At 70.7% G+C, this 12,392-nt stretch carries 10 protein-coding genes and 2 pseudogenes; 4 read left to right on the forward strand and 8 right to left on the reverse strand.

Translation table 11 applies throughout. From position 1 onward, the window contains the following. Window positions 1-39 precede the first annotated feature (39 nt). From Voc01_RS48190 to arc, 5 genes and pseudogenes are all read right to left on the reverse strand, one after another. On the reverse strand, window positions 40-972 hold the full coding sequence (locus tag Voc01_RS48190; RefSeq protein ID WP_203934531.1) for a glycosyltransferase family 2 protein: 933 nt from the start codon (window positions 970-972) through the stop codon (window positions 40-42). 5 nt (window positions 973-977) lie between these two features. After that, window positions 978-1,925, reverse strand: coding sequence for a Gfo/Idh/MocA family protein (locus Voc01_RS48195; protein WP_203934532.1), 948 nt, complete (start codon window positions 1,923-1,925; stop codon window positions 978-980). Next, the gene (locus tag Voc01_RS48200) at window positions 1,918-3,021 is read right to left on the reverse strand and encodes a DegT/DnrJ/EryC1/StrS family aminotransferase (RefSeq protein ID WP_203934597.1); all 1,104 of its coding nucleotides are present in this window, start codon (window positions 3,019-3,021) and stop codon (window positions 1,918-1,920) included. Before Voc01_RS48200 ends, Voc01_RS48195 begins: the two co-directional genes overlap by 8 nt. Window positions 3,022-3,045: 24 nt before the next feature. Then, a pseudogene (locus Voc01_RS48205) lies at window positions 3,046-3,582 on the reverse strand (acyltransferase); the annotation flags it as partial. Window positions 3,583-3,797: 215 nt separating this feature from the next. Further along, complete coding sequence (arc, locus tag Voc01_RS48210; protein WP_203934533.1) at window positions 3,798-5,579, reverse strand: proteasome ATPase; 1,782 nt, start codon at window positions 5,577-5,579, stop codon at window positions 3,798-3,800. 345 nt (window positions 5,580-5,924) lie between these two features. Here arc and Voc01_RS48215 point away from each other — a divergent pair, with 345 nt between their 5' ends. After that, the gene (locus Voc01_RS48215; protein WP_203934534.1) at window positions 5,925-6,221 is read left to right on the forward strand and encodes a ferredoxin; all 297 of its coding nucleotides are present in this window, start codon (window positions 5,925-5,927) and stop codon (window positions 6,219-6,221) included. Between the two features lie 22 nt (window positions 6,222-6,243). Here Voc01_RS48215 and Voc01_RS48220 read toward each other — a convergent pair whose 3' ends face one another. The 3 genes and pseudogenes from Voc01_RS48220 to Voc01_RS48230 form a co-directional block, all read right to left on the reverse strand. Further along, on the reverse strand, window positions 6,244-6,831 hold the full coding sequence (locus tag Voc01_RS48220) for a hypothetical protein (protein WP_203934535.1): 588 nt from the start codon (window positions 6,829-6,831) through the stop codon (window positions 6,244-6,246). 173 nt (window positions 6,832-7,004) lie between these two features. Continuing rightward, a pseudogene (locus Voc01_RS48225) lies at window positions 7,005-7,907 on the reverse strand (tRNA (adenine-N1)-methyltransferase); the annotation flags it as partial. Beyond that, window positions 7,904-9,007 (reverse strand): site-2 protease family protein, encoded by a 1,104-nt coding sequence (locus tag Voc01_RS48230; RefSeq protein WP_203934537.1) that lies wholly within the window; start codon window positions 9,005-9,007, stop codon window positions 7,904-7,906. The pseudogene Voc01_RS48225 and the gene Voc01_RS48230, both read right to left, overlap by 4 nt. A 55-nt stretch (window positions 9,008-9,062) precedes the next feature. Here Voc01_RS48230 and Voc01_RS48235 point away from each other — a divergent pair, with 55 nt between their 5' ends. From Voc01_RS48235 to Voc01_RS48245, 3 genes are all read left to right on the forward strand, one after another. Then, window positions 9,063-9,956, forward strand: a complete 894-nt coding sequence (locus tag Voc01_RS48235; RefSeq protein ID WP_203934538.1) for a RecB family exonuclease — start codon at window positions 9,063-9,065, stop codon at window positions 9,954-9,956. A gap of 390 nt (window positions 9,957-10,346) precedes the next feature. Further along, a complete protein-coding gene (locus Voc01_RS48240; protein WP_203934539.1) occupies window positions 10,347-11,672 on the forward strand; it encodes a sensor histidine kinase in 1,326 nt (441 codons plus the stop codon). Next, complete coding sequence (locus Voc01_RS48245) at window positions 11,669-12,373, forward strand: response regulator (RefSeq protein WP_275423835.1); 705 nt, start codon at window positions 11,669-11,671, stop codon at window positions 12,371-12,373. Before Voc01_RS48240 ends, Voc01_RS48245 begins: the two co-directional genes overlap by 4 nt. Window positions 12,374-12,392 lie beyond the last annotated feature (19 nt).

The following is a 12,392-nucleotide window of genomic DNA, read 5'->3' on the forward strand; positions in this document are numbered from 1 at the left end:
GGTTCTCTCTCTGAGTTGGGGGTGGATAACCGGGTCAGGCTAGTCCGGTGTCGACTGGATATCGAGCATCAGCGCGTTCACCAGCATGTGGATGCCGGTGAGCAGCGGACCGACCGAGAGCAGGACGCTACCCGTGGTCGCCACGGGCGTACCGAGCGTCTCGTACAGCACCCACACGCCGACGAGCGCGCCGAACGTCACCAGCGCCAGCCCGGTGAAGAACAGCAACGCGACGGCCGAGAACGACTGCAGCACGTGCTTGCGCAGCATCCGGCGCCAGAACCCGGTGACGAGCAGGCTGCCGATCGTCCACGTGACCTTGCGCAGGTTCATCGTGGACACCTCCTCGCCGTACAGCGCCGGCACCGAGACGTCCTTGGCCCGCGCGTTGGCGATGTTGAGCCAGATGAGGAAGTCGTTCTCGAACGCGTAGCTGCGGGCGACCCGGTCGAGCGGCAGGCGGTTGAGCGCCGTGCGCTTGACCGCCGTGTACCCGTTCTGCGGGTCGAAGAGGTTCCAGTAGCCGCTGGCCACCTTCGTGGCGAACGACAACGCGATGCTGCCGGCGGCCCGCATGAACGGCATCGTCGAGTAGCCGGTGCGCGAGTAGAACCGGTTGGCCTTGGTGAACTCGTAGCCGTGCTCGCAGATCGGGTCGAGCAGGTCGGGCAGGTACTGCGGGTCCATCTGGGCGTCGCCGGCCATGATGACGTTGACGTCGGCGCCCATCTCCAGCGCCTTGCGGTGACCGGTGATGATCGCGCCGCCGACACCCTGGTTGACCTCGTGGTCGATCACGTGGACCCGCGGGTCGTCGACCGCCCGGGCCTGCGCCGAGGTGTCGTCGGTCGACTTGTCGTTGACCACGACGATGAGGTCGACGTAGTCGGGCATCGTCATGATCGTCTTACCGATCAGCTTGCTCTCGTTGTACGCGGGCACCACGGCCGCGATCTTGTGGTCCTTGTACACGACGACTACCCCGCGAGAATCTGGTCCCGGATGGAGATCGCCACCTCGAGCGCGGCCAGACCGTCGATGCCGCTCGACAGCGGCGTCCGGCGCTCCTGCACGCAGGCGGCGAAGTGACGCAGTTCGTGCATGAGCGGCTCACCGTGCTGGGCGAGGAACGGGATCTCGACGAGACCGCTCTGCCGGTACCGGGCGCCACCGTCGGACAGGTACTCCGAGTGCTCGATCCGGTGCACCTCGACGTGCTGGCGCAGCAGGTCGGCGACCACCGCGTTGTCGCGCTGGGTGAGGCTGATCCGCCGGATCTTGGTCTGGCTGACCCGGCTGGCGGTGATGTTGGCGATCACGCCGTTCTCGAACGTCAGCAGCGCGGTGGCCAGGTCGATGTCGCCGGAGCGCACCGCGCGGCCGACCGCCGACACGTGGACGATCTCCGACCCGATCGCCGCGCGGGCCAGGTCGATGTCGTGGATCATGAGGTCGAGCACCACGTCGGCGAGGAGCCGGCCGGTGAACGGCCCGACGCGGGTGATCTCCAGCGCCACCGGGTCCTGCACCAGCCGCACCAGTTCGGTGACCGCCGGGTTGAACCGCTCGATGTGGCCGACCATCAGGATCCGGTTGTTCGCCTCGGCCGCCTCGATGAGCGCCCGCGCGTCGGCCGCGCTGGTCGCGATCGGCTTCTCGACCAGCAGGTCACGGCCGCTCTTCAGGACGCGCGTGCCGAGCTCGGCGTGCGTCTCGCTCGGCGTGGCCAGCACGACGCAGTCGGCCGCGTCGATGGCCTCCTCGATGCTGCTCGTGGCGAGCGCGTCGTGCGGCTTCGCCATCATGGCGGCCCGCTCGAGGTCGTTGTCGCACACCGCCGTGACGGTGAACTCCCGGATCGAGCCGGCGACCCGGCCGTGGTTGGCGCCCATGATTCCGGCACCGACGATGGCGAGTTTAGGCACTGAACGCTCCTCGGACTGCGGCCACGATGCGGGCCAGGTCATCGGCGGACAACCACTGGTGGACGGGAACCGACACGACGTTCGCGGCGGCCCGTTCGGCTGTCGGGGTGAGGTCGCCCGCGATCTGCGGATGACCCTCGTAGCACTCGTAGTGGTGCATGAGCCTGGGATAGTACAGACCGAAGCCGACTCCGGCGTGCTCCAGATTCTTGGTGAGCTGGTCACGGGTGATCGGCGCGTCGTCGGCCAGTCGCAGCGTGTACTGGTGCCACACGTGGGTGCGTCCCTGCGGCGTCACCGGCGTGATCAGGCCCGGCACGTCGGCGAGGCCCTCGGACAGGGCGGCGGCGTTGGCGGCCCGCACGGCCGCCGTCTCGGCCAGCGTCGCGAGCTGCGGCACCGCGATCGCGGCCTGCAGGTCGGTCATGCGCCAGTTGTGACCGGCGGCCTCGTACATGTACCGGACCCGCATGCCCTGGTTGCGCAGCAGGCGCAGCCGGTCGGCCACCGCGTCGTCGGTGGTGGTGACGAGCCCGCCCTCACCGCTGTGCATGTTCTTGGTGGCGTACAGCGAGAAGCAGCCGACGCCCCACGAGCCCACCGACCGGTCGCCGATGCCCGCGGCGTGCGCCTGCGCGGCGTCCTCGACGATCTTCAGGCCGTGCCGGTCGGCGATCGCCTGGATCGCGGCCATGTCGGCCGGCAGGCCGTACAGGTGGACCGGCATGATCACCTTCGTGCGCGGGGTGATCAGCGCCTCGACCGAGGCCGGGTCGATCGTGTAGTCGTCGGTGATGTCGGCCAGGCGCACCGTGGCGCCGGAACGGAGGATCGCGTTGAGCGTCGCCGCGAAGCTGAACGACGTGGTGATCACCTCGTCGCCGGGGCCGACGCCGAGCGCCTCGAGCGCCGCCTCCAGCGCGACCGTGCCGTTCGACACCGCCACCGCGTGCGGCACGCCGTGCAGCTCCGCGAAGCCGTCCTCCAGCTTCTTCACGACCGGCCCCTGGGCCAGGACCCCCGAGCGCAGGACGGCGAGCACCGCCGCCTCCTGCTCCGGCGTCACCACGACCCGGGTGATCGGGATCGGCGTCATCTGGTTGGCGCTCCCCTCCGCGCTGCTGTTCAGGACGTCGTCCGACGGCCTCTCCGCGCCCCGCGCGACCACCTCGCCATCGCGGTTCACCCAGCCCAACGGGCGGGCGGGGTTACCGGCTACGAGCTGGTGCGGCGCGACGTCCTTCGTGACCACCGCGCCGGCCGCCACCATCGCGTACTCGCCGATGGTGACCCCGCAGACCAGCGTGGCGTTGGCTCCGATCGACGCGCCCGTGCGGACCAGCGTGGGCGTGACCGCCCAGTCGCCGGTCGCCCGCGGACGCAGGTCGTTGGTGAAGACGGCGCTGGGCCCGACGAAGACCCTGCTCTCGATGGTCACGCCCTTGTACACCGACACGTTGTTCTGGATCTTCACGTCGTCACCGATGGTGACGTCTCCGTCGACGTAGACGTTGCGACCGATCGTGCAACCGGCGCCGATCCGGGCGGAACCGCGGACATGACCGAGGTGCCAGACCTTCGTACCGGCCCCGATCGACGCTCCCTCCTCGACCTCAGCCGTCGGATGGATGAAAACCGGACTCGCTTCGGTCACCAGGTACGCCTCACTCGAACGAGCGCAGCCATCGGCCGCGAGGAATCGGAACGGACAGACAATAGCCGTTCGCTCCGACACCTCCGAACCCGGCGCGCACGCTTCTGTCCGACAAGACACCCGTTCCTGGTCAATACGGTGGCACGAAAAAGCGCCGGCACGCGGCCGGCGCTTCCTCGTTGCTGTGCGTTACAGGTACCGAGCGTTCCAGGTATGCGTTACAGGTACTGACCGGTGTTGCTGGCCGTCTCGATCGAGCGGCCGGCCTCGGCGCCCTTGCCACCGGACACCAGGGTGCGGATGTAGACGATCCGCTCGCCCTTCTTGCCGGAGATGCGGGCCCAGTCGTCGGGGTTGGTCGTGTTCGGAAGGTCTTCGTTCTCGCGGAACTCGTCGACGCACGAGTCGAGCAGGTGCTGCAGGCGCAGCCCCTTCTGACCGTTGCCGAGGAAGTCCTTGATGGCCATCTTCTTCGCCCGGTCGACGATGTTCTGGATCATCGCGCCGGAGTTGAAGTCCTTGAAGTACAGGACCTCCTTGTCACCGTTGGCGTAGGTGACCTCGAGGAACCGGTTCTCCTCGGTCTCCGAGTACATCCGCAGCACCGTGGCCTGGATCATCGCCGCGACGCAGGCGTCGCGCGAGCCACCGTTCTGGTCGATGTCGTCGGCGTGCAGCGGCAGGTCGGTGAGGATGTACTTGGAGAAGATGTCCTTCGCCGCCTCGGCGTCCGGACGCTCGATCTTGATCTTCACATCGAGCCGGCCGGGCCGCAGGATGGCGGGGTCGATCATGTCCTCCCGGTTGGAGGCACCGATCACGATGACGTTCTCCAGGCCCTCCACGCCGTCGATCTCGCTGAGCAGCTGCGGGACGATCGTGTTCTCGACGTCGGACGACACGCCGGAGCCGCGGGTGCGGAACACCGAGTCCATCTCGTCGAAGAACACGATGACCGGCGTGCCCTCGCCGGCCTTCTCGCGGGCCCGCTGGAACACCAGCCGGATGTGGCGCTCCGTCTCACCGACGTACTTGTTGAGGAGCTCGGGACCCTTGATGTTGAGGAAGTAGCTGGTGTGCTTCTCCTCACCCCGCCGCTCGGCGATCTTCTTCGCCAGCGAGTTCGCCACCGCCTTGGCGATGAGCGTCTTACCGCACCCGGGCGGGCCGTAGAGCAGGATGCCCTTCGGCGGCCGGAGCTGGTGCTCACGGAACAGGTCCGCGTGCAGGAACGGCAGCTCCACCGCGTCGCGGATCTGCTCGATCTGCCGGTCGAGGCCACCGATGTCGGTGTAGTCGACGTCGGGCACCTCCTCCAGGACCAGCTCCTCGACCTCGCTCTTCGGGATGCGCTCGTACGCGTACGCCGAGCGGGGCTCCACCATGAGCGAGTCACCCGGCCGCAACGGCACGTCCGTGAGCGATTCGGCCAGATAGACGATGCGCTCCTCGTCGGCGTGGGAGATGACCAGAGCCCGGTCGGCGCGCTCGCCCTCCGGTGCCTCCAGCACCTCCTTCAGCATGACGACCTCGCCGGCCCGTTCGAACCCGAACGCGTCGACGACGTTGAGCGCGTCGTTGAGCAGGACCTCCTGGCCACGCTTGAGCTCGTCGAGGTCGAGCGCCGGCGACACCGCCACCCGCAGCTTGCGGCCGCCGGTGAAGACGTCGGCCGTGCCGTCCTCGTGCCTGGTCAGGAAGACCCCGTAGCCACTCGGTGGCTGGGCCAGTCGGTCAACCTCTTCCTTGAGGGTGATGATCTGGGCCCGTGCCTCCTTGAGCGTGGCCACCAACCGCTCGTTGTTCTCGGTCATCCGAGACACCTGTGCCTGGGCGGCCGCCAGGCGTTCCTCCAGTTGGCGTACATGACGAGGGCTCTCGGTCAGCTTCCGCCGAACCAGGGCGAGCTCCTCTTGGAGGTACGCGACCTGGGTGGCGAGGTCGTGCGCATCCCTCTCCCACCGTGCGGCGCGCGCATCCGCGTCGTCGCTGCGTGCCACGTCCCACCTCCCCGGGGGTTAAACGTTGTGCTCTAACACTAACTGCTCATCTGGCGCCTAGTCCCGTTGCATCGCCCACGGTTTCTTGGCCGCGTTGGTGTCGGGTTCACCCATCCGTCACCAACGGACGGCACATCCGGCCGGTGGCGCGGGTGACCGGGTCACCGTCGGCGACCGCCGGGGCGCCGCTGAGCCGTGCGTCACGCGCGATCCCGGGCGGGTCGCGCGGCGTGGCGGCTCACCGGTTCGGGTGACGACCGACACCCCCGCGGCGCCCGCGCCGCCCCTCGGCCGGGGCGGTGGGGTCGGGTACCGTCGGAACCGCCGACCAACGGAGGAGGACCAGTGTCCGACACAGTGTCCGACGAGCTGCAGGTGCGGGTCGACCAGGACCTGTGCACCGGCGACGGCCTCTGCGTGCAGTACGCGCCCGAGGTGTTCGAGTTCGACGTCGACGGCCTGGCCTACGTCAAGGACGGCGACGGCGATCTCAAGCTCGAACCCGGCGCCCGGGTCGGCGTGCCGGCCGGTCTCACGCTGCACGTCATCGACGCGGCCAAGGAGTGCCCGGGCGAGTGCATCCACGTCACCCGCGTGAGCGACGGCGCACCGGTCGCCGGTCCGGACGCCGACGCGGCGTAACCGCGCGCCGGTCACGGGCCGCTCAGATCATCGGCCGTCCGACGAGAGACGAGACAAGCCGGGCGAACTCCTCCAACCGCCCGATCTGACCCGCCCCGCCGTCGTCGAGGGTCTTGCCGAAGCGCAGCGCGTCGTGGCGGATCACCGGCCCGCCGTCCTCCGCGGCGGCCATGCCGGGGCCGGCGCTGGTCTCGTCGAGCGAGCTGAGCAGCAGGTAGACGTCGATGCTGTCGACGCGCACCTGGCCGCCGCCGGTACGGGTGAGCCGCCGCCGGCAGCCCACCTCCGTCACCGCCGACAGGGCCACCACCCGCAGCGACGACGACATCGACCCGGGCGGGCCGTCACCGGGGGGCAGGTCCTCGCCGTGCCAGAGCACCAGCCGGGTGCCGTCACAGACGACGACCTCCTGCCACACCCCGTTGACCTCGTTCACGAAGCGCTCCAGCGTGAAGCCGAGCACCTGGGAGCCACGCATGACCCCGGCGAGCGCGTCGAGCGCGATCTCCGGGTCCCTCAGGTACGCGCGGGCCGCCGAGTCCAGCTCCGTGTACGGAGACCAGTCCGGGAAGACCGCCGGCATCTCGTTCCCAAAGCTGCTACGCGTCATGGGCCCCCCTCGCCCGGGTTCACCTCGGCAGTCCCGTTGCCGTTGGTGCCCCCACCGGCGGCCCGGCCGGCCACCTGTTCGTCGACGGCCCCGCCGACCGTCGTGCTGCTCACCATGGGGTCGTCCGGGACGCCTGCTGGAGGCGCCGTGGGAACGTGCGTCCCATTGCCTTTCGAACCCACGACGGCGCCGGCGGCCGCCGCCGCGCGCTTGAGCTGGTACGCCTCCGCGCCCTTGCTCGGCTTGCGCCGCCGCGGCGGGGCCACGACGCCGGGTGCCATACGACGGGCCGTGACCAGGAACGCCGTGTGGGCGATCATGCGATGGTCCGGGCGGACCGCCAGGCCCTCGGCGTGCCAGTCACGCACGAGGGTCTCCCAGGCGCGCGGCTCGGTGAAGCACCCGCTCTCGCGCAACGCCTCGACCAGCTCGCTGAGCTGCGGCGTCGTCGCCACGTAGCCCACGAAGACCCCGCCGGGCACGAGAGCGCGCTCGACGAGATCCAGGTGCTCCCACGGCGTGAGCATGTCAAGGATTATCCGGTCAAAATCGTTCTCTTCGCAGGCACCTACGTCATCCACTGTGAGGGACCAGTTCTCCGGGACATCGCCCATGAAGGCCGAAACGTTACGCCGGGCGATCTCCGCGAAGTCGGCGCGCTGCTCGAACGAGAACAGCTGACCCGTCGGCCCCACGGCGCGCAGCAGCCAGCAGCTCAACGCACCCGACCCGGCACCGGCCTCCAGCACCTTCGCACCCGGGAACACGTCGCCCATCGCGACGATCTGCGCCGCGTCCTTCGGGTAGATCACCTGGGCGCCGCGGGGCATGCCGAGGACGTAGTCGGCGAGCAGGGGGCGCAGCGCAAGGTACTGGGTGCCGCCGGAGCTGGTCACGACGCTGGCGTCGGGAAGGCCGATCAGGGCGTCGTGGTCGACCATGCCCCGGTGGGTGTGGAACTGCCTGCCCGGCTCCAGCGTGATCGTGTGCAGCCGGCCCTTGGGGTCGGTGAGCTGCACGCGGTCGCCCACCCGGAACGGCCCTCGGTGCCTCGGGCCTGCGTGCGTGGCGGTCACGTGCCACTCCTTCTGGTCAGCGGGACGCGCTCCCCCTCGATGTCGGAGGCGCGCAGGATGCCGACCACATCCTCGCCCGCCGTGACCAGGTAGTCGCCGACGGGGTCGGCTTCCACGGCCTTCAGCACGTCGTCGCCCGTCAGGTGGCTGTCCACCGACGGGTAGTCGCCGACCAGGCGGGCCAGCGCGTCGATCTCGACGGATTCGCGGCGGTCGACCGGCACCGTCGCATCCTCCGCCTCGGGGACCACCGCCCACAGCCGTCCGTCCGGGTCGACGACGCCGAAAACGGCGCCCTCCCCGCCCCGTCGGTGGGCCTCCGCGACCGACGTTCCGCTGGGTACCCCGAATATGGGACGCGTCAGCCGGTCGACGGCGAGCCGCCGCAGCCGTGCGTCCTGCGCGGCGAGCCGCACCGCCGTACCGCCGCCCAGGCCGATCGACCCCGCGACCACGAATGTGAACCCGGCGCCGACCAGCGACAGGTGGTCGGCGACGAGCAGCCACGCGGCCGCCCCGGCCACCACGACCGCCAGCACGATCCCGGCGACCCCGGCGATCCGCTGGCCCCGGTGCCGGTCGCCGGTGACCGCCCAGACCAGCGCGTGCAGGGCGCGGCCACCGTCGAGCGGCAGGCCCGGCAGCGCGTTGAAGACCGCGATGATCGCGTTGCTCACCGCCAGGTGCACGAGGAGCCGGGTCACGGTGCCGTCGTCGGGCAGCGCCGCGGCGCCGGCGCCGGCCACGAGCGCCACCAGCAGGGACGCGCCGGGGCCGGCCAACGACACGGCGGCCTCGACCCGGGGACGCGGCGCGTCGCGCTCCATCTCGGTGTAGCCGCCGAGGAACTCCAGCGTGATGCCCTTCACACCGGTGCCGAGCCTCCTGCTGGCGACGGCGTGGCCGAGCTCGTGCAGCAGGACGGAGACGAGCAGCCCGAGCACGAACACCGCACCCCAGGCGTAGGCGCCCGGTTCGCCGTAGAGGATGGTGACCAGCACGGCCAGCACCAGCCAGGACAGGCTGAGGTGCACGGGGAAGCCGAGGAGCCGCCCGAGCGGGATGCCCGCCCGACGCGAATCTGCCTCGTGCTCGACCACCCTGGTGATGGTACGGCCGTCCGGATTGTCAGACCCCTCACCTAACCTCTTCGGCATGACGGTTTCGGTTGAACGGGTCCTCCCCTCGCTGTCGCCGTCGCGCGCGGGCGACTTCAAGACCTGCCCCCTGCTGTACCGGTTCCGCACCGTCGACCGGCTGCCCGAGAAGCCCAACGCCGACGCGGTGCGCGGCACCCTCGTGCACGCCGTGCTCGACCGGCTGTTCGACCTGCCGGCCGCCGAGCGCACGCCCGGGTCGGCCGAGGCCCTGGTCGAGCCCGAGTGGGTCCGGATGCGCGAGGAGTGGGCCGCGGTCACCGATTTGTTCGGCGAGGGCCTCACCGAGGACGAGTTCGTCTCCGGCGCCCGCGCCCTCCTCGGCGGCTACTTCGCCGTCGAGGACCCCCGCCGCCTCGAACCCGCCGAACGCGAGGTCATGGTCGAGACCCAGCTCGGCGACGAGCTGCTCCTGCGCGGCATCATCGACCGCCTCGACGTGTCACCCACCGGCGAGCTGCGCGTCGTCGACTACAAGACCGGCGGCGCCCCCCGTGAGGCGTTCGAGGCCCGCGCCCTGTTCCAGCTGAAGTTCTACGCGCTGGTCGTCTGGCGCCTGCGCGGCCGCGTCCCCCGGGTGCTGCGCCTGGTGTACCTCAAGGACGCCGAGGTGTGTGACTACACCCCCGACGAGGAGGAGCTGTCCCGCTTCGAACGCACCCTCGTCGCCCTGTGGCAGGCCATCGAACGAGCCACCGCCGACCGCGACTTCCGTCCCCGCCCGAGCCGGTTGTGCGGGTGGTGCAGCTATCAGGACCTGTGCCCGGCGTACGGGGGGACTCCGCCGCCGTACCCGGAACCCCGTCCCCCGGCGGAGGGGGCTGCCGCGGCGGGCGCGGTTGCGGCCTCGGGGCACGGCGCGCCGGTCGTGACCGGGTCGCCTGAGGGCTGAGGGGTCCCGCTGGCCGCGGCGGTGTAGCCGGGAGCGGTTCGGCTTCCGGGCGCGGAGGTACCCGGCGGAGGGCCGTGCGGTATCTGCGTGCCCGGAAGTTCGGTCCGCTCTGCCGGAGACTCTGCCGGGGACTCAGCCGGAGACTCTGCCGGAGACTCTGCCGGAGACTCTGCCGGGGACTCTGCCGGGGACTCAGCCGGGGACTCTGCCGGGGACTCTGCCGGGGACTCAGCCGGGGACTCTGCCGGGGACTCAGCCGGGGAGGGTCGGCGGGGCCGGGGCACGTGCCTCTCGGGGCCGGGTGGGGGGTGGCGATCTCATCCTGGAGGAGGAGACGAGATCAGCGTGGGGCACGAGAATCGGTCTCCGCGGACGGATAGCCTCGCAGGCATGGTGGCGCAGCAGCAGGGCCCGCGGGGCAGGTTGCTGTTCGACGTCATGCTCGCCGTGGTGCTGTTCGTGGGCGAGTCGGTGCTCTGGGTGCTGCAGCCGCCCCAGTACCAGCCCTCCACGTGGTTGTGGCCGGTGGTCTGGCTCGCCCTCGGATACGTCGCCGTGGCACTGCGGCGCACCGCCGTCCACTGGGCGGTGGCCATCCTGGTGGTCAACCTGTCGGTGGCCGCCATCATCAGGGACTGGGGTGGCAGCGGCGCCTCGCTCATCGTGCTCACGTACACGATCGCCGCGTCGTGCAGCCTGCGGTACACGATCGGCACCAGCGTGCTGCTCTGGCTCGGACCGCTCGCCCTCGCCCTGACCCCGCTCGGCCTGTCGAGGAGCGACCCCATCCCGGTCGACCTGCCGGTCGCGTACTACGTGGCGTACAACGTCCTGCTCTTCCTCCTGATCTTCTTCATCGGCCGCACGGTGCACAACCGGCGGGCCTACGTCAGCGCGCTGGAGGACCGCGCTCGCACCGCCGAACGCGGCCAGCTCGCCATCGCCGAACAGGCCGTGGCCGACGAACGGCGACGGATCGCCCGCGAACTGCACGACGTGGTCGCCCACCACGTCAGCGTCATGAGCGTCCTCGCCACCGGCACCCGCCGGGCGTTGAGCCGCGACCCGGTGGCCGCCGACGAGGCGCTCGCCACCATCGAGGAGACTGGGCGGGTGGCGCTGCGGGAGATGCGCCGGCTGCTCGTGGTGCTGCGCACCGACACCGAGCCGGCCGGCGAGCTGGAACCGCAGCCCGGCCTGCCCGGCCTCGACGGGCTCATCGAACAGGTACGCGAAGCCGGGCTGCCGGTGCAGCTGACCACGTTCGGCGACCCCGGACACCTCGACCCCGGCGTGGCGCTGGCCGTCTACCGCATCACGCAGGAAGCCCTCACCAACGCGCTCAAACACGCCGGACCGGCGTCGGCGGAGGTGCGGCTGTCGTTCGCCGCCCGCGAGCTCGCCATTGAGATCAGCGACACCGGCCGCGGGCCGCGGCCCGGACCCCGCACGGTCGGACACGGGCTGCTCGGCATGCGCGAACGGATCAGCCTCTACGGCGGGTCGCTGCGTGCCGGGCCCCGGCCCGGAGGCGGGTTCCGCGTGTTCGCCCGCATCCCGCTCGAAGGCGAACAGGGCGACCGGCCCACGTCCGGAGAGACCGCCGAGAAAGCGGACACGGTCGAGAAGGCGGACCCCACCAGCTACCAGGGCGCCACCGGTGACGAGGTCGGTGCTGTGCCCGTCACCTTGAACAATGGAAAGGACCCGGTGTGACCGACGGACCTGTACCACCGATCACACCGGCCGCCGGTGCGCCGATCCGGGTGCTGCTCGCCGACGACCAGCCGTTGCTGCGCACGGGGTTCAAGATGGTGCTCGGCGCCGAGACCGACCTGAACATCGTCGGTGAGGCCGGCAACGGGGCGGAGGCGGTCGACCTGGCCCGGCGGCTGCTGCCCGACGTGGTGCTCATGGACATCCGCATGCCGCGCCTGGACGGGGTGGCGGCGACGCGGCAGATCATCGAGGCGAAGCTGCCCGTGCGGGTGCTGATCCTCACCACGTTCGACCTCGACGAGTACGTGGTCGGCGCGCTGCGGGCCGGTGCCAGCGGGTTCCTCGCCAAGGACGTGCCGGCCGAGGACCTCGTCGCGGCGATCCGCACGGTGGCGGCCGGCGAGGCGGTCGTGGCGCCGCGCATCCTCAAGCGGCTGCTCGACCGGTTCGCCACCGTGCTGCCCGACCCGTCGGCGCAGCCGCCGCGCGGCCTCGACGCGTTGACCGACCGGGAGCGCGAGGTGCTGGTACAGCTCGCCCGGGGACTGTCCAACGCGGAGATCGCGCGCGAGCTGTCGGTGAGCGAGACGACCGTCAAGACCCACGTGGGGCACGTGCTCACCAAGCTCGGCCTGCGCGACCGGGTACAGGCGGTGGTTCTCGCGTACGAGACCGGGCTCGTCCGTCCGGGGCGGTAGGTCCACCCCCGGACTCAGC

Source organism: Virgisporangium ochraceum (assembly GCF_016863655.1).
In the GTDB taxonomy this organism is placed as follows: Bacteria; Actinomycetota; Actinomycetes; order Mycobacteriales; family Micromonosporaceae; genus Virgisporangium; species Virgisporangium ochraceum.

Excerpts from the sequence above, each read along its gene's own strand:
- Voc01_RS48220 (WP_203934535.1), bottom strand. The coding sequence starts at position 6,831 with ATGACGCGTAGCAGCTTTGGGAACGAGATGCCGGCGGTCTTCCCGGAC.
- Voc01_RS48235 (WP_203934538.1), top strand. The coding sequence starts at position 9,063 with ATGACGGTTTCGGTTGAACGGGTCCTCCCCTCGCTGTCGCCGTCGCGC.
- Voc01_RS48200 (WP_203934597.1), bottom strand. The coding sequence starts at position 3,021 with ATGACGCCGATCCCGATCACCCGGGTCGTGGTGACGCCGGAGCAGGAG.
- Voc01_RS48240 (WP_203934539.1), top strand. The coding sequence starts at position 10,347 with ATGGTGGCGCAGCAGCAGGGCCCGCGGGGCAGGTTGCTGTTCGACGTC.